This is a genomic window from Alphaproteobacteria bacterium LSUCC0684 (assembly GCA_041228335.1).
Classification (GTDB): Bacteria; Pseudomonadota; Alphaproteobacteria; order Puniceispirillales; family UBA1172.
On record CP166130.1, the window covers coordinates 978,235 to 1,002,333 of the forward strand.

At 47.2% G+C, this 24,099-nt stretch carries 26 protein-coding genes and 1 pseudogene; 17 read left to right on the forward strand and 10 right to left on the reverse strand.

Annotation, left to right across the window (positions count from 1 at the left end; genetic code table 11):
• Nucleotides 1–236 precede the first annotated feature (236 nt).
• The 4 genes from AB8880_04585 to betC all read left to right on the forward strand — a co-directional run bounded on the left by AB8880_04585 (nucleotide 237) and on the right by betC (nucleotide 4,970).
• Nucleotides 237–1,430 (forward strand): TRAP transporter substrate-binding protein, encoded by a 1,194-nt coding sequence (locus AB8880_04585; protein ID XDZ66675.1) that lies wholly within the window; start codon nucleotides 237–239, stop codon nucleotides 1,428–1,430.
• 128 nt (nucleotides 1,431–1,558) lie between these two features.
• The gene (locus tag AB8880_04590; protein XDZ66676.1) at nucleotides 1,559–2,077 is read left to right on the forward strand and encodes a TRAP transporter small permease; all 519 of its coding nucleotides are present in this window, start codon (nucleotides 1,559–1,561) and stop codon (nucleotides 2,075–2,077) included.
• Between the two features lie 4 nt (nucleotides 2,078–2,081).
• Complete coding sequence (locus tag AB8880_04595) at nucleotides 2,082–3,368, forward strand: TRAP transporter large permease (GenBank protein ID XDZ66677.1); 1,287 nt, start codon at nucleotides 2,082–2,084, stop codon at nucleotides 3,366–3,368.
• 39 nt (nucleotides 3,369–3,407) lie between these two features.
• Entirely contained in the window at nucleotides 3,408–4,970 is a 1,563-nt protein-coding gene (betC, locus tag AB8880_04600) for a choline-sulfatase (GenBank protein XDZ66678.1), read from the forward strand.
• Nucleotides 4,971–5,036: 66 nt separating this feature from the next.
• Here the strand turns inward: betC and AB8880_04605 are convergent, their stop codons facing one another.
• A complete protein-coding gene (locus AB8880_04605) occupies nucleotides 5,037–5,924 on the reverse strand; it encodes a LysR family transcriptional regulator (GenBank protein XDZ66679.1) in 888 nt (295 codons plus the stop codon).
• Nucleotides 5,925–6,066: 142 nt separating this feature from the next.
• Between AB8880_04605 and AB8880_04610 the strand changes: the two genes are divergently transcribed.
• The 9 genes from AB8880_04610 to AB8880_04650 all read left to right on the forward strand — a co-directional run bounded on the left by AB8880_04610 (nucleotide 6,067) and on the right by AB8880_04650 (nucleotide 16,556).
• Nucleotides 6,067–7,041, forward strand: coding sequence for a fatty acid desaturase (locus tag AB8880_04610; GenBank protein XDZ66680.1), 975 nt, complete (start codon nucleotides 6,067–6,069; stop codon nucleotides 7,039–7,041).
• A 20-nt stretch (nucleotides 7,042–7,061) separates the two neighbouring features.
• A complete protein-coding gene (nirD, locus tag AB8880_04615) occupies nucleotides 7,062–7,382 on the forward strand; it encodes a nitrite reductase small subunit NirD (GenBank protein ID XDZ66681.1) in 321 nt (106 codons plus the stop codon).
• A 4-nt stretch (nucleotides 7,383–7,386) separates the two neighbouring features.
• Entirely contained in the window at nucleotides 7,387–8,769 is a 1,383-nt protein-coding gene (locus AB8880_04620; protein ID XDZ66682.1) for a tetratricopeptide repeat protein, read from the forward strand.
• On the forward strand, nucleotides 8,769–9,827 hold the full coding sequence (locus tag AB8880_04625; protein ID XDZ66683.1) for a 2Fe-2S iron-sulfur cluster binding domain-containing protein: 1,059 nt from the start codon (nucleotides 8,769–8,771) through the stop codon (nucleotides 9,825–9,827). Before AB8880_04620 ends, AB8880_04625 begins: the two co-directional genes overlap by 1 nt.
• An 11-nt stretch (nucleotides 9,828–9,838) precedes the next feature.
• On the forward strand, nucleotides 9,839–10,990 hold the full coding sequence (locus tag AB8880_04630) for an iron-containing alcohol dehydrogenase (protein ID XDZ66684.1): 1,152 nt from the start codon (nucleotides 9,839–9,841) through the stop codon (nucleotides 10,988–10,990).
• A 14-nt stretch (nucleotides 10,991–11,004) separates the two neighbouring features.
• Nucleotides 11,005–11,856, forward strand: coding sequence for an alpha/beta hydrolase (locus tag AB8880_04635; GenBank protein ID XDZ66685.1), 852 nt, complete (start codon nucleotides 11,005–11,007; stop codon nucleotides 11,854–11,856).
• On the forward strand, nucleotides 11,853–12,917 hold the full coding sequence (locus tag AB8880_04640; protein ID XDZ66686.1) for an alcohol dehydrogenase: 1,065 nt from the start codon (nucleotides 11,853–11,855) through the stop codon (nucleotides 12,915–12,917). The genes AB8880_04635 and AB8880_04640 overlap by 4 nt, the downstream gene beginning before the upstream one ends.
• A 124-nt stretch (nucleotides 12,918–13,041) precedes the next feature.
• Nucleotides 13,042–14,247, forward strand: a complete 1,206-nt coding sequence (locus tag AB8880_04645) for a glycine cleavage T C-terminal barrel domain-containing protein (protein XDZ66687.1) — start codon at nucleotides 13,042–13,044, stop codon at nucleotides 14,245–14,247.
• 2 nt (nucleotides 14,248–14,249) lie between these two features.
• Nucleotides 14,250–16,556 (forward strand): molybdopterin guanine dinucleotide-containing S/N-oxide reductase, encoded by a 2,307-nt coding sequence (locus AB8880_04650; GenBank protein XDZ66688.1) that lies wholly within the window; start codon nucleotides 14,250–14,252, stop codon nucleotides 16,554–16,556.
• Between the two features lie 489 nt (nucleotides 16,557–17,045).
• Here AB8880_04650 and AB8880_04655 read toward each other — a convergent pair whose 3' ends face one another.
• The 3 genes from AB8880_04655 to AB8880_04665 all read right to left on the reverse strand — a co-directional run bounded on the left by AB8880_04655 (nucleotide 17,046) and on the right by AB8880_04665 (nucleotide 19,367).
• Nucleotides 17,046–18,320 (reverse strand): type II toxin-antitoxin system HipA family toxin, encoded by a 1,275-nt coding sequence (locus tag AB8880_04655; protein ID XDZ66689.1) that lies wholly within the window; start codon nucleotides 18,318–18,320, stop codon nucleotides 17,046–17,048.
• On the reverse strand, nucleotides 18,310–18,648 hold the full coding sequence (locus tag AB8880_04660) for a helix-turn-helix transcriptional regulator (protein XDZ66690.1): 339 nt from the start codon (nucleotides 18,646–18,648) through the stop codon (nucleotides 18,310–18,312). The genes AB8880_04655 and AB8880_04660 overlap by 11 nt, the downstream gene beginning before the upstream one ends.
• A gap of 317 nt (nucleotides 18,649–18,965) precedes the next feature.
• On the reverse strand, nucleotides 18,966–19,367 hold the full coding sequence (locus AB8880_04665) for a metallophosphoesterase (protein XDZ66691.1): 402 nt from the start codon (nucleotides 19,365–19,367) through the stop codon (nucleotides 18,966–18,968).
• A 281-nt stretch (nucleotides 19,368–19,648) separates the two neighbouring features.
• Here AB8880_04665 and AB8880_04670 point away from each other — a divergent pair, with 281 nt between their 5' ends.
• Together AB8880_04670 and AB8880_04675 are read left to right on the forward strand one after the other, a co-directional pair.
• Nucleotides 19,649–19,951, forward strand: a complete 303-nt coding sequence (locus AB8880_04670) for an AbrB/MazE/SpoVT family DNA-binding domain-containing protein (GenBank protein XDZ66692.1) — start codon at nucleotides 19,649–19,651, stop codon at nucleotides 19,949–19,951.
• A complete protein-coding gene (locus AB8880_04675; GenBank protein ID XDZ66693.1) occupies nucleotides 19,948–20,262 on the forward strand; it encodes a type II toxin-antitoxin system PemK/MazF family toxin in 315 nt (104 codons plus the stop codon). Before AB8880_04670 ends, AB8880_04675 begins: the two co-directional genes overlap by 4 nt.
• 146 nt (nucleotides 20,263–20,408) lie before the next feature.
• On the opposite strand, the gene AB8880_04680 is transcribed toward AB8880_04675, so the two are convergent.
• The 6 genes and pseudogenes from AB8880_04680 to AB8880_04705 all read right to left on the reverse strand — a co-directional run bounded on the left by AB8880_04680 (nucleotide 20,409) and on the right by AB8880_04705 (nucleotide 22,952).
• Nucleotides 20,409–20,627, reverse strand: coding sequence for a hypothetical protein (locus AB8880_04680; GenBank protein XDZ66694.1), 219 nt, complete (start codon nucleotides 20,625–20,627; stop codon nucleotides 20,409–20,411).
• Between the two features lie 45 nt (nucleotides 20,628–20,672).
• A complete protein-coding gene (locus AB8880_04685) occupies nucleotides 20,673–20,981 on the reverse strand; it encodes a HigA family addiction module antitoxin (GenBank protein XDZ66695.1) in 309 nt (102 codons plus the stop codon).
• Nucleotides 20,982–21,041: 60 nt separating this feature from the next.
• On the reverse strand, nucleotides 21,042–21,356 hold the full coding sequence (locus AB8880_04690; protein XDZ66696.1) for a hypothetical protein: 315 nt from the start codon (nucleotides 21,354–21,356) through the stop codon (nucleotides 21,042–21,044).
• A 198-nt stretch (nucleotides 21,357–21,554) separates the two neighbouring features.
• Nucleotides 21,555–21,815 (reverse strand): annotated as a pseudogene (locus AB8880_04695) (site-specific DNA-methyltransferase).
• Between the two features lie 3 nt (nucleotides 21,816–21,818).
• Nucleotides 21,819–22,100 carry a GIY-YIG nuclease family protein gene (locus AB8880_04700; protein XDZ66697.1) on the reverse strand — a complete coding sequence of 94 codons (282 nt, stop codon included), beginning with the start codon at nucleotides 22,098–22,100 and terminating at the stop codon, nucleotides 21,819–21,821.
• Between the two features lie 231 nt (nucleotides 22,101–22,331).
• Nucleotides 22,332–22,952, reverse strand: coding sequence for a LysE family translocator (locus tag AB8880_04705; GenBank protein ID XDZ66698.1), 621 nt, complete (start codon nucleotides 22,950–22,952; stop codon nucleotides 22,332–22,334).
• A gap of 340 nt (nucleotides 22,953–23,292) precedes the next feature.
• On the opposite strand from AB8880_04705, the gene AB8880_04710 reads away from it, so the two are divergent.
• Both AB8880_04710 and AB8880_04715 read left to right on the forward strand, forming a co-directional pair.
• The gene (locus AB8880_04710) at nucleotides 23,293–23,604 is read left to right on the forward strand and encodes a DUF4258 domain-containing protein (GenBank protein ID XDZ66699.1); all 312 of its coding nucleotides are present in this window, start codon (nucleotides 23,293–23,295) and stop codon (nucleotides 23,602–23,604) included.
• 42 nt (nucleotides 23,605–23,646) lie between these two features.
• A complete protein-coding gene (locus AB8880_04715) occupies nucleotides 23,647–24,099 on the forward strand; it encodes a helix-turn-helix domain-containing protein (GenBank protein XDZ66700.1) in 453 nt (150 codons plus the stop codon).

Here is a 24,099-nt window from a genome sequence, read left to right on the forward strand (position 1 = left end):
TTCAGTATATCGAAATTTTATTGATTTAAACTTAAGCAAATCTTATGAAACACAGGCATTTTGGAACTTTTGATGACTTCAGAAATTGGTTAATTATTTAATCATATCAAGTTTTCTTTGCCTTAAACTTATTTATCTTCACATTTCCTTATAAACAAGTTCACAAATATTTTCTGGTCTAAATTAATTATGTTCCCTCAAATGAATAAATTATTTCAATGGTGGAGGGGTAGATTATGGATAAGAAAACATTAACCCATGAAGAAAATGTTGAAATTTCTCGTCGTTTTGGCCTTAAAGCGCTCGGTTATGCTTCTGTAACACTTGCAACTACCGGTCTGATGCCTGACTTGGTGAAGTTTGCTGTTTCAGATGCTAAAGCTGCCACAAGTGCGAAACACAAACTTAGGTTTGGTACGATTGTGGCGCCAAAAGCAGACAGATATTTGGCAACTGGCTTTTACCATCTCGCAAAAGCTATAGAAGAAAAAAGTGATGGTGAAATTTCTATCCAGATGCTCGACAAGGCGCAGGTTTGTGCAGAGACTGCATGTGCGCAAAAGGTATCCACAGGCGTCATTGATATGGGTACCGCATCGTCAACGAACCTGAGCCTTGTAGCAGCGTTCTCGAATGCAATTGACTGGCCGATGATGTGGACTGGGCGTGATGAAATATTTAACTTCCTGTTCAGCCCGGAGAGTGAAAAACTTTATCGAAGCGTGATGCGAAAAACCTACGGGATTGAGGTGCTTCATTACTATGGTGACATGCGTAGTATTTATATGGGGCTCAAATATTCTGATCGTGATGAAATGCGTACGCCAGAGGCCTTTGCTGGTGCAAAGATTCGGATTTCAGGTAGTGAAATGTTTGAAAATTTCACCAAGAGCCTTGGGATGAACCCTATCCCTCTGGCATGGGTGGAAACGCTGGAAGGAATGAAATCCGGTGTGGTTGACGCGATGGAAACATTCCCATCAGCAGCTGCTGGATATGGTATGACCAAAGTATCGGCGCAGGCAGTGGATGTGAATTTCTCACCTGGGGTCTGCCCGGCATTCATTTCCTCTCGTTCTATGGACAAAATGTCCGATAGGCTTAAGGAAGTTGTGTATGAGGCCGCATGGGAAGGGCAAAAACTGGCATATGAAGATGGCATTGTTGCAAACAATGTTGTCGTAGGTAGTGGAGACAACCCTGCTGCAGACAGCAATTACAGGTCACTTGATATGCGTGATGTCCGGTTGACCGATGAAGAACGGGCTGCCTTCGCCGAAGCTGGCGGTGTTGAAAAGAACATGGATATGTATGGCGCCATGCGCTCCCAGATGGATGATATCGGTGGTTATGATGTTTATGGAGCAATGAAAGAGCAGGCCAGCAATTGGGTAGGCAAGCCGATTAACATGCAAAAATGGTGGGCATAATTAACTCTCCTGCCTCGCCCACCTGCACAGGATGCGGGTGGGCATACATTCCTTAATTTATGTGATCATAATGCCTAAGTTTGAAATGTCTCAATGTATAAGAGTTTATTAAATTTAAGAGTAGTGAGATGACCTTGTCTTTTGATCGAATTTTAAGCCGGATTGAAAGAGTTGTCATGCTGTCAAGTTATCTCACGCTAATACTTATAGTTAGTCTTGAAACAATTCGACGCATGATCACTGGTGACCAGTTTGGTTGGGGTCCAGATGTTTCGATGTATGCATTTGTCTGGTTGGCATGGTTTTCCATGTCTGCCAATTTGCGCGCAGGCAACCAGTTGGCTTTCATGACTTTTCGTTCCAAGATGACTAACGAAACCAGACGATATTTTGAAATCCTGGATTGTTTTATCTGGCTGACAATCGGTACGGTCGTTATTACTACTTCCTATAATGTTGTCTTGAATGACCTCCGGCTGGGCCGTAATGTATTTGGTACAGACATTCCCATGGCGCTAGCTAGTGCGGCAGTGCCCTTGGGATGGTCTTTTTCAATGATACGCATTTTGCAGATACTTATCGCTTTGTTGCGTAGACAAAATCCCCATCCTCCACTCAGAACTGAAAATAGCATTAGCCAGAGTTGATGTAATGGATTTGACCTATTTAATTTCTGGACTTGCTATTTTCCTTTTTCTGACCGGTACACCTATCTTGCTGGTCATATCAGGTTGGGTTATTGCAACATCAGTTTGGGTGGTTGATTTTCCGCTTATAAATGTGGGCGTTGTTGCTAATGAAGCGGTTTTGATCTACGTCTTCCTTGCTGTTCCATTGTTTGTGGCAACAGGAGATCTTCTCACCGCTGGTGGGATCTCCCAGAAATTGGTAACCTTTGCCCGAAGCACAGTGCCATTTCTCCCCGGAGCAACGGCGGCAACAACAATGGTATCTTGCGGTCTCTTTTCAGCTGTAAGCGGTTCTAACGCTGCAACGGCGGCAACTATGGGTAGGCTGTTGGGCCCCGAGCTTAACAGACAGGGAATTGAGCCGGGAATGGCTGCGGCTTTGGTGGCTGCAGGTGGAACGGTCGGCGTGATCATACCACCTTCAGTGATGTTCCTTATCTATGCCGTTACTGTGGATGTGTCCTCAGTTGATCTCTTTGTGGGTGGAATAATTCCAGGGATCATGATGGTCATGGTTCTGATCTTGATGGCCGTATTCTATACGCGCGCTAAGGAACCGTCTGCTGGCTTTAAGGCATTTAGTTTGAGTGCAATAATGAGCAATGCGGTCAAAGCATGGCTGGGGTTCATCGCAATCGGGATTATTTTGTTCGGCATTTACTGGGGGTATTTCAGCCCGACGGAAGCTGCAGGTGTCGTGACGCTCTATTGCATGCTTGCAGGGGTATTCATTAGTCGTGAACTGAAATTCAGGGATATTCCAAATATCCTAATGCAAAGTGCGACCCTGACCGGATTGATAGTGCCTCTTGTGGTATTCTCGGTTCAGTTTCAGCAGGTGGCTTCGGTGATGGGTTTGCCACAGTTTCTCCAGGATACAATTACAGCAATCGGATCAGATTACGGAATGGCCGTTTCTATCCTGCTGATGATGCTGATTATCCTGATGGTTGGAGCAATTACCGAGTCGACCGCAGTAGTTCTAATTCTTGGTCCTATACTTGCCCCTATTGCAGATTATTTCAACATCGACCCGATCCATTGGGGAGTCGTGTTTGTTATTGGCACCACGATTGGCTTTGTGACACCTCCGTATGGTCTTAACCTCTTTGTGGTGTCTGGCGTGATGAATGTTCCCTACCCGTCAGTAATGCGAAATATCCTAAAACTCCTTATACCGCTTTTCCTTTTATGGGGTTTCATAACTTTTTCACCATGGACGGCAACCATGTTGCTGCCAAAGAGCTAGTTCCTGATTTATTCAACGCTGTGAAAGACGAGAGATAAAATGTCAAAATCAGATCAACCCAATTTTCTTTTCATCCAAACCGATCAGATGACGGCTTTTGCGCTCGAACAGTATGGTAATCCTGTATGTAAAACACCTCACATTGATAAACTGGCTAAAGAAGGGGTGGTTTTTGATAATGCCTATTGCAACAATCCGATCTGTGCGTCGTCGAGATTTTCCATGATGTCAGGTCAATTGTCATCCCGTGTGGGGGCTTATGACAATGCAGCAGAGTTTCCCGCACAGACGCCGACGTTTGCTCATTATCTGGTAGATCTCGGTTACACTACCTGCCTTTCAGGTAAGATGCATTTTGTAGGACCGGACCAATTGCACGGATTTCAAGAACGTGTGACGACTGATATATACCCTTCTGACTTTGGCTGGACTCCAGACTGGCTATGTGAAGGTCTCCAACCGGCGCCGTCTGGGATGTCAATGCGGTCGGTGGTTGAAGCCGGTGTTTCTGAGCGATCCCTGCAGATAGATTACGATGAGGAAACCTGCCATCAGGCAGAGGTCAAACTCTGGGAATATGCTCGATCATCAGAGAAAAAGCCCTTTTTCCTGGCCGTATCATTCACCCATCCCCACAATCCATTTACCACCCAGTCCAAATACTGGGATCTCTATGAACATGAAAAGATAAATATGCCAATCGTACCGGCAATACCGGTTGAAGAAAAAGATCCTTGGTCGCAACGCTATTATTATCTTATCCGTAATGATGAGCACGATGTGACCGATGAAGATGTACGTAATGCACGCCATGCCTATTATGGCATGGTTACCTATATGGATGACATGGTCGGTCGTTTAATGAAAGTTCTGGATGAGAGCGGTTTGCGCGAAAATACCGTTGTTATCTTTACTGCAGATCATGGCGATATGCTTGGCGAGCGCGGCATGTGGTATAAATTCAATCCTTATGAATGGTCTGTGCGCATTCCCCTGGTGATTTCAGCGCCCGGTGGGGTGAAGGGTAAGCATGAAAAGGCACTTGTTTCTTTGGTTGATATGTTGCCAACATTTGCTGATATGGGTGGGGCGGGCTCGTCCTTCCAGCCGGTAGACCAGATTGATGGCCGCAGTTTGAAGCCACTTCTCTATGGGCAGAAGACTGGCCTTGCGGATGAAGTGATGATCGAATTTACTGCGGAGGGGACTTACGCACCAGCTCTGATTTTGCGGCAAGGTGCTTTTAAATATGTCTATTGTGAAACCGATCCCGGCATGATGTTCAATCTTGAAGAAGATCCCAACGAGTTGAATAATTTATGTCAGGATCCCGCGTATGCTTTCAAAGCTGCAGAGATGGAAAAGGAAATCCTGCGTCGTTGGGACCCAGTAAAGTTAAAGGAAGATATAATTTCCAGCCAAAAACGTCGCCATTTTGTCCAGCGTATATTGATGAAGGGAACCTCTGTTCTTTGGGACTTTCAGCCAGAATTTGATGCTTCAAAACAGTATCTCAGAACAGGGAATAGCCCGACCCAGGTTAAGGGTTTGGCCAGATATCCGTTTGTTGCGCCAAAACCGCCTGATCACCCAAGGAAATAGAAGTATTTCTCTCATTTTAGTCTAAGTAATGAGTGTAGCACAGGTGCCAATTCAGCCCTGCAACATTTAATCATACTTTACTATTGCTTTTTGTGCAGAAGTCACAAGCGCATTATACACCCTATCAAGCATGGGCTGGCGATGATGGTTTTCCAGTTGAACCATCACGATCTTACGTTGAACAGGAGGCGAGCCAAAGGGTACCATATATAGTTTTTCTCTCAGATGATTTCGCACCGAAGACATTGGTAATATACCAACCCCAAGGCCCTCTAGAATCATCGTGTGGAAAATTTCAAGAGTATCCAACTCCATGATCGCATCAACTTCAATCTTCATGCGCCGTAACTCAATTTCTATGATACGGCTGACAGCTGCGCGTCTGTTAAAACTGATAAAGCTGTTTCTCTTCAGCAGTTCAACATCAGTTTTGCCGCTTTGATCAATGGGCGCAAGAACCATTAACGGTTCGTTCAGAATAGGGCGAACTATTAATTCCTTGTCTAGATTGTCTGGCAGCGTTATTAGGGCGCCGTCAATCTTACCGTTCAGAACCTGATTGCTTAACTCGCTGGTGAGATTTGATGATACTCTGACTTGAAGCTGACGATAAGATTTTCTGAGATTTTTGATTGCTTCGGGCAAAACAAATGATGCTCCTGGGATGGTGCCAATATTTATTGAACCGGCCATCTGGCTGGCCACTGGAGAGATTTGCATCAAATCATCATAAATCTCGACAATAGCTCGTGCCTTCTCAAGCATCATCGCCCCTGCATTGCTTAATCTGGGAGGTCGCATTGACCTTTCAAAAAGCTCAAGATTCATGTGAATTTCGAGATTTTTCATCTGCATGCTGACCGCGGACTGGGTGATATTCATCTTTTCGGCTGCAGCGTTGAAACTGCCCGTATCAGCAATGGCGAGGAAAGTTTTCAGGTGGCGAATAAGCATCTTATTACTTAAGCATTGCTGAAGATATTAATCAATTAGATTGTTTTGACTGAACTTATTATAGCGAATACACATGAATAAGAAATAAGAGATATGCAGCAATTAAAATCTAATTTTAGAAATATATGCTTGGAGAATATAGATGACTGAACTTGATGCCAACGCTGATTTACTCAAACGGCAACGCGAAATCATTTCACGCCAAGATCTCAAGTCATTTACAAAACGACGTGATCTCCCGGGGTTACTCTATTTTTTCGGTCTGCTGTCTTGCATCGGAGCTTCAGGTTTTCTTGTCTATCTTGCCGAACCTTATGGATGGTGGATTTGGCCTGCCATGCTTCTGCACGGCATCATGCTCGGGCATCTTTTTGCCCCTCTCCATGAAACCAGCCATGGAACAGCGTTCAGGACACGATGGATTAATGAAACCGTGCTTTGGTTTTGTGGCATCGTTACGATCTGGCCGCCACTTTACTTCAGATATGATCATGCAGGTCACCATACCTATGCTCAGGTTGCTGGCAAGGATCCTGAATTCGTGCTGCCCGCTCCACGTTCAATTTTGGGATATATCTATTATGTTTCGGCAATTCACTTGTGGATTAAGAACGGAGGGTGGCTCTTCCGCCATGCGCTTGGATATATGCATCCGTTCAACCGTCAGTTTGTCCCGGACGAAGAATTGCCACGTATCTACATGGAAGCACGCATCATGCTCACTATATATGCAGCACTGGCAGTTTTCACCATCAGCACGGGATCAATGGTTGTTCTCCATTACTGGTTGATCCCGACCTTGATTGGTGTTCCGGTAGCTCGGATGCTAAGGGTTGCTGATCATACAGGTTGTGATGAGAAGCCGGATTTGCGTAGATATGCTAGGACAGTGACAACAGATTTCATCACACGCTTTTTCTGTTGGAATATGTCCTATCATTGCGAGCATCATCTTGCTCCCGCTGTACCTTTTCATCAACTGCCGGGCCTGCATAAGGCAGTCGGTCATGAAATGAATCCAGTCAAAAAGGGGTATATTGCGATCCAGTGGGAAATTCTGACAAAACATATGTCAGGTTTCTGGCCATCTAGAAAATCATCACCTCCGGCAGAATAGAAGATAAAAGGGGCAGTGAGATGATTAGTGAGTGGCAGTTTGCGATAAATGCTAACGAAATTGAAGATGAAGATGTGATGCCAGTTGAAATAGGCAAACGTGAAATTGCCATCTACCGGTTCAATGATAACTTCTACGCTACCAGCGATAAATGCACCCACGGAGATGCCTATCTTTCAGAAGGAGTTGTTGTTGGCGAGGTGATTGAATGCCCTCTCCATCAGGGGCGCTTTTGCCTGAAAACAGGAAAAGCGTTGAGCGCACCTGTCTCAGCTCCAATCGAAACCTTCGAAGTGAAACTTGAAGACGGTAAAGTATTTGTCAAACTGGCTGGATCCTAGAGCAATGAAAATAACTAATCAGTTTGGTTTCGAGTGGAGCGGGGCAACTCCTGAACAGGGCCAGTTGCTTGATTTAATAATTAAAGATTATTTTGCATATAGACTTAGCGTTTTCCCACAGCTCAAAACTCTATGTGAAGATGCTCCGTCATTTGCAATGGCACATATCTTCAAAGGCTACCTGCTTCTTTCAATGGGTACGCAAAGCACATTCCCGGCCGCTGAAAACTGCGCTGATCATGTGCGTAATCTAAGTGATCATCTAACCCCAAATGAAAATCTTCATCTGTCAGCATTAAGGGCATGGATAAATCTGGATAGTGAATTGGCATGCTATAATTGGGACATGATCACAATTGCCGAGCCGCGAGATCTACTGGCGGTGAAACTCCAGCATTTCACTTTATTCTGGATGGGGCGCCCTCATCATATGATGGATGTAATTTCACGGGTTCTTCCGAATTGGCGGGATAACATGCCGGGATATGCAAATCTTCTGGGCATGCAGGCTTTCGCTCATGAAGAAATGGGAGACTACAAAAAAGCAGAATCCCTAGGTCGCATGGCTGTGGAAATGGATCCAGATGATCTTTGGGCTGTACATGCAGTCGCCCATGTTTACGAAATGAAGAACGACTTGGATGCAGGGATCTCATGGCTGGATCAGCCATATGGCACCTGGCATGATCGAAATCCGTTCAAAGATCATCTTTGGTGGCATACAGCTCTTTTTGCTTTTGAAACGGGGGCTTACGATCGGGTACTAGAACTTTACGACACATCTATATGGCCTGATGATTCCAGTTTCTATCTTGATATTCAGAATTCTGCTTCAATGTTGGCGAGGCTTGAATTTGCCGGGGTAGATGTGGGCGACCGATGGAAATCACTGGCCGTAAAGGCGCAAGAACGTACTGGTGATCATGTTCTGCTTTTTACAGAACCTCACTACACCATGGCTTTTGGTAGCACTTCCCAGTTTGATCATATTGAAAATCAGATAGATTCCCTTGAAAAAACCATGGCTAGTCGAGATGATTTTGCTGGGCGAGTGACACGAGATATTGCCGTTCCTGTTTGCAGAGCTATTGAGGCATTTTATCAAAAAAACTATCCGCGAGTGATCGAATTGCTGTGGCCTATCCGATATCAATATCAACCTATTGGCGGCAGTCATGCTCAACGCGATATATTTAATATATTTTTAATCGAAGCGGCAATCAAAACAGAAAACTTCAAAATGGCCCGAGCCTTGCTTCTTGAGCGCAAATCACGCCACCACAGAAGTTATAGCAGTCAACAAAGGCTTGATGAGGTGAACCTGGCATTAATGGAATCAATGTCACCTAATGAGAATTCTAATGATTATTTATATGGTTACTATTAATGGCAAATTTAATTACCCTCTTAACCAAAAGATCTCAAAAACAGTTTGAAATATTACCCGGAGAGACAATCCTTTTTGCGGGATTAAGGGCTGGACTTGATTTGCCTCATGAATGTTGTAGCGGGACATGTGGCACCTGTCAGGCTCAGGCACTTGATGAAGCATCAATCCTGTCAATGTGGGACGAAGCCCCTGGCAAATCCTTTTTGCCTGAAGGAGCAGGGCGGGTGTTGATGTGTCAAACTGCTGTAAGCCGAACGGCAGAATTCAAATTGTTTGGCTCATTACGTGATCGTGATGAGCATATCAATTCGCCGGATTATTTTTCGGCAACACTGCAAAGGCAACGCAGGTTGAATGATGATGTCATGGCTTTCAACCTGAAACTTGAAGAGACCTGTACATATATTGCGGGACAGTTTGGTTTGTTGAGCATCCCCGAAGTAGAGGGATGGCGCGCATATTCAATGACAAGCCGATCATCTCGCAATGGCACAACCCAATTGACCTTTGTCATAAGAAAAAAGACCGGCGGCCTTTTTTCTGAATGGTTGTTTTCAGGCGACAGAACAGGTCATGAGATCAGGTTTTTTGGCCCGGTTGGCAAGGCTGTTCTCAAGCCTGAAAGTGATGGAGATATTGTGATTATTGCCGGGGGAAGTGGTATTGCTGGCATGATGGCTATTCTTGAAGATGCCATCGAAACTCCTCATCTTTCCAGCAGGCAGGCTCGTGTCTTTTTTGGCGTCAGAAACCCTGACGCTATCTTCTTCAATGATGAATTATCAGATATGGTCGACAAGGCCGATGGAAAATTATCTGTGACAGTTGCCTTTTCAGAAAGTCCGCCTTCTGAACCTTTGCCTCAAGGTAATCTCTATATTTCATCAGGAAATATCCATGAAGTTGCGAGGCGAGATTTGGTCTCAAGGCCCGCGCCATCCAACGCTGTTTACTTTCTTGCCGGTCCATCGCAAATGGTTGAAGCGGCGCAATCTATGCTCCGCGAGGATGCTGATGTTGCTGATAACCAGATAAGGTATGACAAATTCAGTTAAGGCAAATGGCTATGGCTTTGGGCACTCTATCAATTGCGAACAATGGCAATAGTATTTTCGGGAAAGGTGCCATTGATCATCTCTCAGAGAATCTTCTGGCACTTGGGGTAAGCCGCCCACTCATTATTACAGATCAAGGTATTCTAAATGCAGGTCTTTTGGAAAAGCTTTTAGCTCGTATATCAGGTTTTCCAGGTCACTCGGTCTTTCTGGAAACGCCATCAAATCCTAACGAGGCCTCCGTTGAAGCTGCTGCGTCAAAATTCAGGTCTGACAGTTGCGATTCAATCATTGGCTTTGGAGGGGGCTCATCCCTTGACCTTGCAAAAGCCGCTGGCTTACGAGCAACCCATGAGGGATCGCTTGATATATACACCACGCAGAACCAGGGCGTAAGAATTATAGGAAAAACACCGCCACTGATTGCAATTCCAACAACAGCAGGAACAGGTAGTGAGGTAGCGCGGGCGGCTGTTATCATCCTTGAAAATGGAGAAAAGCGGATTATAGCCAGTCCTAAACTGGTGCCTGATGTGGCTATTCTCGATCCGATGTTGACTATTGGGCTCCCCCCTTTGCTGACTGCAGCAACCGGCATGGATGCGGTCACGCACTGTATTGAAGCGGTGCTTTCACCGATTATCAATCCTACCGCTGAAGCAATCGGGCTTTGCGGCTTGTCTGTAGCCCTTGGAGAAGGGGCATTGCTTGCTGCTGTCGAAGATGGAAATAACGAGGCTGCCCGTAACAGCATGATGGCTGTTTCAACACAAGGTGCGATGGCTTTCTCTAAAGGGTTGGGGGCTGTCCATGCAATGAGTCATGCCTGTGGTAAAGATGAAAAACTTCGCCTACATCATGGTACGTTGAATGCGGTTCTTTTGCCTGTGGTGTTGCAGCGTAACGAAACTGTTGCTGGTGAAAAATATCCTCGTATTGCAGATGCAATCGGAATCCCCTGTAAATCTGACCTTGCTTCGTTCTTTTTATCATTAAATAGCAAGTTAGGTTTGCCAGCAAACTTGGCTGAGATGGGCATAACGCCCGACATGATCCCTGATCTGGCCCTTCATGCTTCAATTGACTTCTGTTCTGCCACCAATCCCGTTTCACTCGATGTCACGGACTATGAAAGTCTGTTTCATCAGGCGCTGTTTTGCTGATAGGGGTAAATGCCATGGATTTAATGATGCCAGCCACTGATCGTGCCAGTATTGATTATCATTATTTTATCCGTGGAAGATTGCCCGAATGGGATGATAACTTAGCTGATTGTGCCAACCTTAGTCAGATTGTAAGAAATTCCTCGCTTTGTCATCAGGATATTTCCTATGGCAACGTTAGTCGTCAGGTGATGGATATCTTTCCTTCAGATCAGGATCAACAAAATCAATCAGTGCTGATTTTTCTTCACGGCGGGTATTGGCGAATGATGAATAAATCTCAATTCAGTTTCATTGCTCCGCCCTTCACGTCCATGGGAGTAACAGTAGTTCTGGTGAATTATCGTCTTCTTCCATACGTTACTTTGGCAAATATTGTTGAAGATGCGCGCATAGCTGTAGACTGGATTGTCCACAATATAGAGGGATTTGTCGGAAAAGTAGAAAATATCATTGTTTGCGGACATTCGGCCGGCGCCCATCTGGCGGCGCATGTTGCATGTAACAACCCAGCGATAGCTGGAATGGTAGGCATATCAGGGGTTTATGATCTTGAGCCTCTTGCAAATTCCTTTCTGAACGAGATCGGTTTTCTGGATCAGTCTGTAATCGATGCTTATGGGATCAACGCTCTGACACCAGAAAATCCATGTTCTGGATTATTTGCTTATGGAGCCAGTGAAGGGGTTGAATTTGCCAGGCAGAGTGATGTGATTGCTAAGAGGTGGAAAAACCAGCGCTTACCGGTGAAACAGTTGATCCTTGATGCCAATCATTCCACAAGCGTTATTCAGCTCGGAGATGATAGAAGTCCACTTTTCAACGCCATGATCAAGTTTATTCAAAGAGCCGGAGTAGCAACATGAAATCCATGCAGATCCTTGAGTGGGGAAAACCACTTGAGATGCGCCATAGCGAGACACCTGTCCCTGAAGGAAAACAAATTCTGGTTGCGGTGGAATATTGCGGGGTTTGTCATAGTGACTTACACATACGTGAGGGCTTTTTTGATCTGGGAAATGGCGTAAAATTTCCAATTTCGGCGCGCGGTGTTCACCCGCCATTCACCATGGGGCATGAACCTGTGGGCTGTGTTGTTGCCGTTGGTCCTGAGGCAAATCCCGATTTGCTTGGCCGATCTTTTGTAATTTACCCCTGGATTAACTGTGAAGAGTGCGAGCCATGCCAAAATAGCCTTCCTCAGATATGTGATGCCCCTAAAATCATTGGGACACGCGTTGATGGCGCCTATGCAGACCATGTAATTGTTCCTGATGAGAAATTTCTTGTTGAGTATGGCGATATCAACCCCGCTCTTGCCTGCACCTTGGCCTGTTCTGGGCTTACGGTGTTTAGTGCATTGAAGAAAATTATGCCCCAGGACCTTAATAGGCAGGACACTATTCTCATTATTGGTGCAGGGGGGCTTGGTCTTACAGCAGTGATGCTTGCTAAATCATTGAGTAAAGCCCGGATTGTCATTGCAGATATTGATGAGGCAAAACTAGACGCAGCAATGGATCTAGGAGCTGATGAAAGCATCCTTTCAAGTTCTAAAAATGCCAGCACTCAAATCAAGGAGTTTGCGGCATCTGGCAACGGGCTAGCTGCAAGTCTTGATTTTGTCGGCCTTCCCCAAACAATGCAACTTGGCCTCGACAGTTTAAGAAAGGGAGGTGTGCATGTCCATGTTGGGCTTTTTGGCGGAGCGTTCCAACTCTCCCTTCCGCCACTTTCATTCAGAATGTTGCAAATCAGAGGTTCCTATGTGGGTACTCTGGAAGAATTTAGGGAGTTGGTATCGCTTGTACGGAATGGGCTGAGAATGGAGCTTCCTGTGGAAATACGGTTACTCACTGAGGCTAATGCGGCGCTTAATGATCTTCAGGAGGGAGAAATTGTGGGTAGAGTCGTGCTGAAACCATAGCATGGAGAAAGATTACTTTGTGATATGCAGTATTAATCACCCATCAACGTTGTTCATAAAAACTTTTAGAAGTTTCTAATGCAGAAAGTGCGATGTAATGGTGAATTTGCAGGAAGAAAAAGACTTGGAGAATAATGTTGCCATCAGCGCAAGGCGCTATGAGGAGTCCCCGTTCATTGACCGACATGACACGTCCAGGATGGTTCGTGGTGTATATGCGGGTCGTTTTTTTGCGGTGTATAACGGGGAAGATTATCTTGCCAAATACTGGACGCTTCGCCGCAAGGCATTAATTTTCGACGTGCCCGAAAAACCGGTCGAAATTTCAGGCGAAGATGCCGTGCCGTTTCTAGAGTGGGTGCTGACCCGCAAAGTGTCGACGATGACCGAAGGACGCGGCTATTACGCGCTTGCCTTGACGCCGCAGGGCGGCATTTTCATGGATGGCGTTATCTTCAAGATTGCCAAAGATCGTTTCTGGTATGTGCAGGCGGACGGCCCTTTTGAAACCTGGCTGATGGCGCATAGTGGCGGCTTTAATGTCAAGATTTCTGATCCGAATTCACGGGTGCTGCAAATCCAGGGGCCAGCCTCCTTCGATATCATGAAAGCGGCATCGGCTGGTCAGATCGATGAGAATATGGGGTATTTCCGGTCAGGCTTCTTTGATCTCGGCGGGCAGAGACTTTATGTCTCTCGCTCAGGTTTTACCAATGAGCTTGGGTTTGAGATTTACTGTGATGGCGCCAGGACGGATCATCTTGCGCTCTGGGATCATCTGATGCGGGTTGGCGAGCCATTCGGGATGGAATTTTCCTCCACCCGGGCGATGAACATCCGTCGGATTGAAGGAGGCATCCTTGGCAATACAACTGACATGGATACAACAATGACCCCGTTTGGGGCCGGGCTCGGGAATTTTGTCGATATGGAGAAGGGGGAGTTTATCGGCCGTAATGCCCTCATTGAGGCGGACAGGCGCCCCTTGCTGATGGGACTTACCTGCAGGACGGCAACCCCTTCTTCGGGAAGCATGATTCTTGATAAGGGGAGAGAGGTTGGTCACATCACCGCAGGCGTGCCATCACCAACATTGGGTTTAGGGATAGGCTATGCGAGATTTCATGCGCCTGGTGAATGGGTGGGCCGAAAGATGGTGCTGAAACTCCCTGATGGCAGCCAGCATGATTGCGAAATTGTAGAAACACCCTTCTTTGACAAGGATCACCTTATCGTCAGGGGATTGGACCGGACTATTCCCAGAACAGCAAATCTTGACCCAACTAGAGAAACTGATGCCGAGTATACCAGTGAACGAAGTGGGGATTAAGAATGGGGCTTACAAGTTCACATTGGGGCGTTTACGAATTTGTCGTTAAAAATGGACGGCTTTCAGCGCTGAAACCTTTTGGCCAGGATCCTGACCCTTCGCCCATTGGCCATTCAATCATTGACCTGCTTGAGGATAAAACACGGATCACGGCCCCGGCCATTCGTGAGAGCTGGCTTATCGATGGCCCGGGAGCCGCCACCCATAAACGCGGCAGTGACCGATTTGTTGAGGTGAGTTGGGATGAGGCAGAAACGCTGGCAGCCTCAGAACTTGAACGAGTGATAAAAACTAAAGGCAATCAGGCTATCTATGCCGGGTCCTACGGTTGGGCCAGCGCCGGACGCTTTCATCATGCGCAAAGCCAGGTGCACCGGTTTCTTAACTCCATAGGGGGGTACACAAAATCAAAGAATACTTATAGTTTTGCCGCGGCTGAAGTCATTATTCCCCATGTTCTGGGGGACAACCTGATGGAATTGCTGGCCCTGCAGACAAGTTGGAAATCTGTTTGCCACAACACTGAACTGATGGTGGCCTTTGGCGGATTGCCAGCGTTCAACAGCCAGATCAGCAATGGTGGAACCGGTGCGCATATTCAGCGTCTCAGGGTTCGGGAAGCAGCGGCGGCGGGAACACGGTTTGTCAATCTGTCGCCGCGCCGTTCCGATGTAAAAACCGATATTGATGAAGACTGGATCCACTTGCGGCCAAATACCGATGTTGCCGTTATGCTGGCCATGGCGCATACCTTGCTTGTTGAAGATTTGCATGACCCATCCTTTCTTGATCGCTACACCACTGGATTTGATCGGTTTCAGGCCTATTTACTGGGGCAGAAAGACGGCATCCCGAAAACCGCCACCTGGGCTGCTGGCATAAGCGGCATGGCCGAGGCCAATATCGTTGCGCTGACACGCGAAATGGCCCGAAAACGTACCATGCTGACCGTCAGTTGGTCCCTGACACGGCAGCAGTTTGGGGAGCAACCCTTTTGGGCAGTCGTTGCCCTTGCCGCCATGCTCGGGCAGATGGGTAAGCCCGGTGGAGGTGTTGCCTTTGGTTATACGGTGACCAATTATCTTGGCAATAATATCTTCAAGATGCCGTATTCGCCCCTGCCGCAGGGTAATAATCCTGTTGCTGATTTTATTCCTGTTGCCCGGGTGAGCGACATGCTGCTCAATCCGGGCGAGAAATTCGTTTATGATGGCGGGAAATATACCTATCCGGATATTGATCTTGTCTACTGGGCAGGCGGCAATCCGTTTCATCATCACCAGGATCTTTCCCGTATGCGTAAGGCGTGGGAAAAACCATCAACAGTCATCGTACACGACTGGTGCTGGAATGCACTGGCGCGGCATGCCGATATCGTCCTTCCCTGTACAACCACGCTGGAAAGACAGGATATTGGCATGACTCCGCGCGATCCTTATGTGATTTCGATGGATAAGGCCATTGAACCTGTTGCCGGGGCCAGAAATGATTACGATATCCTTGCCGGAATTGCCCGCCGCATGAACGCAGAGGGCGCCTTTACCGAAGGTCGCACAGCAGAAGACTGGCAGTGCTGGATCTGGGACAGATCTCGCGAGAAAGCGGCAGAATTGAATATAGATATGCCTGACTATGAAAATTTCTGCAAAGCCGGTTTCTTCAAATCACCTGACTTGGATGAAGATCGTATTTTCCTCTCTGAGTTTATTGCCGATCCCGAAGCAAACCCTCTGGGAACCCCGAGTGGGAAGATTGAATTGTTTTCAAAAACCGTGGACAGCTTTTCTTACGATGATTGCCCCGGTCATCCTGCCTGGATGGAGCCCCTTGAATGGCTGGGTGCGAAAGATAAACAGTATCCGCTTCATCTGGTATCAAACCAGCCGAGAACAAAACTGCATTCCCAAATGGATAATGGAGCCTTTAGCCGGTCGATCAAGATAAAAGGGCATGAACCGGTTGAGATGAACCCCATTGATGCCAAGGCACGGGGCCTTTCGGATGGGGATATCGTGCGCGTATTCAATGATAGAGGTGCCTGTCTTTGTGGCGTTGCCGTTACGGCAGATGTTATGCCGGGGGTTATAATCATCAGTACGGGATCATGGTATGATCCTGTTGATCCGGCTGACGCCAGCAGCATGTGCAAGCATGGCAATCCCAACATGCTTTCACCGGATATTGCCACGTCAAAACTGAGCCAGGGACCAGCGGCCCATAGTTGTCTTGCTGAAGTCGAACTCTATGACGGCCCCGTTCAAAAGATTACGGCATTTGATCCGCCTGAAATAATTCATAAAAAAGAGTGAGGAAAAGACCAATGACCGATAACTTGAACATTCGTCCGCGCCGGAGTTTCATATTCACGCCAGGGTTGTGTCCGGAGATGTATCCCGAAGCACGGCCACTATCTCTAACGTATCATAAATAGACATAAAACAATGCCAAAAGTGGTTGATACATCATAGATTACCAAGGTGATTACATTACTCTAAAATGACTACTACTAAGGCTCAAATCACTGCAGAATCAAGGTGCAGGTAACGGCAGTTGCGGCACCATACATCAATTTAAACCCATTTTTTAATGGTAGGGTCTTGAACAAATCCTGCCCCCGCAACCAAAAAATCAAAGCAAATACAACGCGTTACAAAATCGCCTCACTCTCCTAATTGGGGCAATTTTGTCGTTCAGGCACAATTGAGGCACATTCAGGGGCAGTTGCCGCCAATAGTTCCCAACAGCCTTGAACACTCTTTGCCGCCCAAGAGCCGCGAAGCTGTGCCTCAGGCACGACGTCAGAAGCCCTCACTGCCCTCAAAAATATATGGGTTGAGGAATATCCGTTCCCATAACAGGTTGCGGTCGACGTCAGAGAGGCTAGCCTCATTGCAGGTTGCTTCCCATTCCGTGCGTACGGTTGCTAGCATGTCCTGAATAATCTCCGCAGCGGTCTGCTTGTCGAGCAGGAAGTTGGGAGATGCCTCCATGCTGGTCGCGAGCGTGCTTCGACGGTTGTTTCCGGTAATCAGCATGGCCTGGCTGGCCTCATTGCCTGCCCTGCTTTGCGGGCAGATATCATAGGCCGGCGTCAGCTGGAGCATTTTGCCATCCCAGAAGGCGGCATGGTTACGGGCATGGTCATCGGTATTACCGCATAGGATATTGAACACCAGCCGCCCGAACATCTCGCGCAGTGTATCCTTTGGCTGGCTGAAACGATGCCGGATAACCTCGGTCAGGTCGGCATAGCTGGCATAGCGGGCCATCATCTCATCAAGCCCGAATATCGTCAGCGCCGAGACTATAGCCTTGCGCTGCCAGCCGTCACCTCTGCGCAGCCGGTCAAACCGTTCGACCAGCAGCACGTCCTTCCCCGCTACCTGGGTTAGGCGTACCGGCGCAACGTCTAATCCGGCCTTGGCGGCAAGCCGCATGGCGATGAACTCCGCCTTGACCACGTTGTACGTGTCGGAAGACGATGAAAACTTCGCAATCATCTTCTTGTGGCCATCCTCTATCATGGCCTTGGGCCGCGCACCCCCTAGCGAACTGCCATGAAACAGGGCTTGATCCAGCTCAAGGGTAAGAGGGATGCCCTTTTCGACCTTCTCGGCAGCCGTAAGCAGTTCCTCCAGCGTGGCCGCCTGTGCCATACGAGGAACATAGTCTTTGGGGGACAGCTGGAAATCCAGCGCGCCGATACGGTCTGAGCCGGATTCCAGCAGATAGGTCAGCTCGTCTATCGCGCCGATATCAGCATCCTTGCCCTTGATGCCAAAGGTTCTGTTCAGGATCACACGTCGCCCCCAGGCGTCTGGCGCACCATCACGCAGGCACCCTGCCATGCTCAGGCCCGGCTCAGGGGGAATGGCGCCGGGGCGCAAGGGCAGTTCAGGCAGATAAAGGGGGATTGCCCCTTCAAGCTCCAGATAGCTGCGGCCATAGTTGAAAATAAGGCTTGCGCCATCACGGGCGAGGCGTCCGGCGACAACCGGCTCAGTTGCGCCGGGTAACCATACCCACACATACGCTTCTCTTGGGGCTTCCGCATGACGGAAGTTAGAAGTCATCCTTTACCGCCTTTGTTCTTTTGCGTACCTTCTTCGGCAGCAGGGTCAGCTTGCTTCGTGCCGTTGCAAGGTGCTGGTTCAGGTTGGAGGGTTCCGCTTCAAAGAGCTGCACGCCGACAATAGCGGCGAGTTCGAAGGCAGCGCCGATGGAACACCCCATCTCGCCATTTTCGATCCTGTGGACCAACCCGCGCGATATGCCTGCACGTTCGGCAGCCTCGGCAACCGTCATCCCTCGCGCAATGCGGGCGTCATGAATGAGCAGCCCCAGCAGCTCGGCGGCTTCCAGCCCGTATCGGGAGTAAGGACGGGTGTTTGGCTTTGCCATCTCGATCAATCCTGTTTCATAAACAGGGCATAAAATACCCTTATGGTTTATTTAAGGATCAATCTAGCATGTTTCAAGCCAATACCGCAAGTCGACGTTCTATAAACAGAACGTTAATTGTCTTATTGCTCTATTTATAGATCATTCATTCGGGCCGGGTGGCGGGGTGCCCACTCTCTGGGTCTTGATCCAGCATTCGAGCTGTTTCATGTCGATGAACAGAAGTCAGCCGATAGAGATAATGCATATATGGTATAGTTTTAAGGACATTTTCGCCCCCGCAACCAATCTTAACCACGTATTTACATATGTAAATTTTAATAAAATGCTTTACCCGGCCTTGGGTCTTTCCATCGTTCAGAATTTGGCGTTGTACAAAAAGAGAATTCATCATACCCATATACATTCCAGTTAACGGAATTGTTCAGCTCAAGAGTGCCCCAGGCAGCTGCTGGTTTTCCTTGGGTCGCGAATGTTTCCGTTAATGATTGCTGGGTAAAATAGTAAATTCCATTAATATTCGTAACAGTATTCCAGTGGACATGACCTGAAAGACAGATAACAGGTTGAGGGCAATTGGTGAGAATTGCACGTATTTCCCTATCGGCATCATATTTTGAACAGGCGGGTTGGTTTTCAAAATAGTAATTTCCAATCTGACTATGTCCTGAAAGAGGAACATGACTGACCACAAGGCAGGGTTTATCAGCATTTTTCATTACATGTTCATGATGCGCACCCGGATTGGATTAAGATCGCTCCGATCACCCTGATTGTTGATCAAAGACACGATCACCGTATAACCATCTACCACCCGCTCGATAACCAACTCCTGGTGCTCAAACCCGCACAATCTGCGAAGCCATCCGACGCCGAGTAGAAAAATGCAGGCCTGCTCGATAATGGCTTGCCTCCCTGGCGGAGGGCGCCCCATGAAAGATATTGAATTGCGTAAGCCCTTTGTATATACTTACGAAAGGCTTGAAGAGGGAAAAGACAGATGCAAACCAAACTCGTGAAGATGGGTAATTCCCAGGGGGTACGCATTCCCAAACCGATGCTGGCCGAGGCTGGGCTTGAAGACCGGGTTGAGATGCGGCTTGAAGACGGGGCGATTGTCATCACGCCATCCCGGAACCCGCGTGAGGGTTGGGCAGAAAGCATTGATCCCGTCGAAGCGGCCAATGATCCATTTTTCTGGGATGAGTATGTTGAGGATGATGATTTCAGCTGGTGGACATGGCCCGAAGGCATGGATGATACTGGCGAAAACTCCCCTCCGTCTGGCAGTGACAAGACATGAAGCAGTTTGAAGTATGGCTGGTTGCACTTGACCCTGCAAAAGGCCACGAAATCAGCAAAACACGGCCCTGTGTGATTATCTCGCCCAATGAAATGGATAAACTCAAAACACGACTTGTTGCTCCTTTGACCAGCACTATTCGTAACTGGTCTTGTCGTGTTAGATGCCAGTTTCAGCATGTCGCTGGAGAAGTAGCGCTTGATCAAATGCGTTGCGTTGATGCTCGGAGCCGCGGCCGCCGCTTCCTTGGCCATGTAGATGATAAAACCGCAAACCAGATCAAGCAGGTGCTTCGTGACATGTTCAGTTAAAGCCAGCATCTGCTCAATCATGGCCGTCCTCCCGGGCGGAGGGCGCCTCCGGGGTTCAGCGGTAATTCTTCGATCTTGAGCATGAGGCCGGGCGGCCCGTGCGGCTTCCGACCGGAAGTAATCATCAACCCCTTAAGTGGCGGTGATCAGCCACCTGAAGTATTTTCTTGCCCGGTGGGCGACCCCTTCGATGAAGTCAGTACGCTGCGTTCAGGATCGCTCGGTTCACTGCCAGGGTGACAAAGCGCGGAAAGGAAATTGACCAGAATAGAAATTGCGGTATGGGCAAAATCCTGATCATCCTTTATGGCCTCAGCATCAATGGCGGCAAAGGGGTTGATCTTGATCTCTCTCCGCCAACTCATTTTGCATGATATCGATTTTCAGCTGACCATAGGTTTTAGGCAAGATTACAAGGATTGGATTACTGCTCTTTCGATCTGTCCCAGATCATGCAGCAGCTGCTCATCTCTTTGGGCAAGGCCAAGTTCATAATTACGTTGCAGATTCATCCAGTATTCGGTGGATGTGCCAAAAAAGACGGCAAGTCGGCTTGCGGTATCGGCTGTCACACCGGTTTGCCGGTTTATGATCCTTTCAATGCGTGTACGCGGCACCTTGATCGCTTTTGCCACTTTACCAGCGCTCAATCCCATTTCGTCAAGAAACTCAGTTTTCAATACCTCGCCCGGATGAACCGGATTTTTAAGCATCACCATTGCGATCTCCTAATGATAGTCCACGATCTCCTATGCTAGCATACAGTATTCTTTTGTACTTCAACTGCTTAACTGCGGCTCTTTCCTTGAAGTTGTATAGTCTTTTTTGATCTTGTCAGCAGCTTGATTTTTCTTCCCACCAGAGTTTTTCAACTCATCAAGAATATGTTCAAGCGTATCGGATATGTGAAACAGCAGCGCTGTAAATCCGAATGTCATGATAATATAAATCCCAGCTAGCGGAAGGCCAAGCCAAGCCCTGGCAAAACCAATCTCTTGAGACAAATAAACAAGGTATGGAACTCCGACCCCTAGTAACAGGGCCATCATTGTCATCACCATGAATCTATAAATTCTAGCAATTGTCTGCATCATCTCCTCCCTTTTCCCGTTTAGCCAACGCTAGCATGTGCCTTCTTAAAAAAGAGTTAAGGGCGGTTAAGCTGCTCTATATCCTTTCAAAAGAAGAAAAGAGAGAGGGCTCAATTGCCGTTACTTCAGCACCACCCCGTTCTCCAAAACTGAAGAGGGTGGCTTGAACTATAGAGCCGTTTACCCTTGGAACCAGATAAAATCTGGTGAATTGACATTGTCGTTATAGACCCAGCCCTCGTTGCCGGTGTTATAGGGCGGATCAATATAGATGCATTTGATCTGGCCCCGATAATAGGGAAGCAGAGCCTTCAGCGCCTCCAGGTTATCTCCCTCAACCAGCAGATTTCCACAGTCCCGATCCCCCGCCGAAAGCTCTCCATCGCAATGCATCAACCGGTAGGGAACTTCCCTGTGATGGTTGACTACCGCCTCTTTACCAATCCAGTCCAGTACCGGCATCGCTTACCCCTCCCTTTCGACATAGGTGCGGTTGTAGATATTCAGCAACAACTCGCCCTGATAACGCCAAAAAAGGGCTGGGCGCAGTGGATGGTCGACGGACCGCATGATCCGGGTAGCCTCCGAGAGTGACATCACTTTATCCTGAAATCGCACCTTCTTCGGGCCTGACACACCGTCGCCATAGAGATCTTTGATGTGAACCCTGATGTCGTGGGTTGTCCGGCCGATCTTGACAAGCCCCGGCATGATAGGATTGGTGAGCAGGTAGATGATATCTGTCATAGAACCTCCAGGCCACGTATCTCGCCTTGCGCGTAGAAAACCCGGGGACAGAACAGAAAATAAAGATACAACCAGCTTGTGACCCCGCCTTATCCACGAAGGCGAGCAATCGGCCTTTACTCGAATTTCAGCAAAACCACAAACCGGAACACGATTGCATCCAGAACATATGATAATTTTGCGACCGTTTCAATATACGGAAAATAACGAATTGAGCGAGATATTGAATAGTCATTTCATCAGGCCCAAAATTATGATGCTGAAACCTATAAGGCCAAACAGTGCCGAGAGGATAAGGTTTGCCACGGGACGGCCTTTGATCTGGCGAGCAAACACGCCCTGAAGGAGGCTTCCAGATAAACCAAAGACAAAATTCATAACCCCGCCCACCACACATAGCAGAACGCCAAGAAAGAAAGCGTAGAGTGCTGGATCGGGGATATGTGGCGGTATAAATGGGGGGATAAAGGCAAAGAAAAATATACTCACCTTTGGGTTGGATATGTTGGTCATTACCCCTCTTAATATCAATGCTTTTAGTGGCGGCACGGTCGGATGAACACTTTCTGATACATCTGAAGCCCTTAGTAGCGTTAGGGACAGATATATCAGATAGCATGCGCCAATATATTGAAAGTAAATGAGAGCTTCAGGTGATAACGCAATGGCAAAATGTAATACTGCCCAGAGGAAACCTGTCATGACAAGGCCACCCAGGCTGATCCCCAAGGCCGCCATTGCTGCCCCAGTCCTGCCATAGGCGATACCATTCGCCATGACATAGGCCATATCCGCCCCCGGAATGATCATCAACACAAAGATGGCCGAAAGATAGGCTATAATATTATCCATCTCAGTGCCTGTTTTGCTTCCTTATTGTGACCAACTTCGTAGTTGGCCACTAAGTTCAGACTATGCTTACTCCAATCTCCTAAAGGCAAGACTTCTTTTTTGGTGTGCCATCTCCATTTTGCCATATTAAATCCAACCTGAAGATAAGAAGATTGAGGACGTTACAAAATTTGATTACAAATTTACCTGTTCAGCATTTGTTGACGATGTGAGAAAACCATCAATTGATACTTAATGATCGTTGACCTCAGCCACGAAACAAAGTATCAAAATGATAGTTTGTTGTTTTACCGATACTTTATCAAACAATAACAATAATACGGGTTATGTGATGAACAGAATGGGGCCAGCAGACGCCACAGATGCCATTAGAAAGTTAGCACAAAGTGATCAGTTTGATTTTTGCATGACCTCACATGCGAAAAAACAAATTACCAAAAGGGAGATTGTAACTGGTGATTTGCTTTATCTGTTTAAAAATGGATTCGTGTATGAAGAGCCTGAACCATCGACAGACCCAAATTACTGGAAATATAAAATACAAGGAGAAACACCAAATTCAAACCAGAGGCAGATAGCGGCGGTTGTTATTCCTGACTTTCAAACAAATACTCTAAAGATCATAACTATTATGTGGGTTGATGATACTTAAGAAGTAAATGCTTTTCTGGAAACGAAAATAGAGGAAAGAACCATGCTGTATCATTATGAAGAATGTGGACTGGATAATATCATCATCGATACAGACTTCCTTGAGGAAGATGACGCAGGGAATAGTGTAATTACGATACCTGCAATCAACCAGCTCCACAAAGTTATTGCAAAAAGTATTATTGATTCACCAGGTCTGATGAATGGCAAGGAAATTCGGTTTCTTAGAACCGAAATGGGCATGACACAGTCTGAATTGGGTAAATTGCTTCATCGTGACAAACAAACAGTAGCCCGTTGGGAAAAATCCAGAATGAATATTGACCCCGCACAAGATATGCTGGTCCGAAAGCATGTTGCAGAAAAACTTGGTCTTGAAATGGATAAATCCATTGAAGAATTAAGCCAGGAACGTACTGCTACTATTCGCAATAATCAGATCAAGATCAAACACAGTAATTGTAGTGAGGGTCACAAATACACGGTCGCTGCCTAA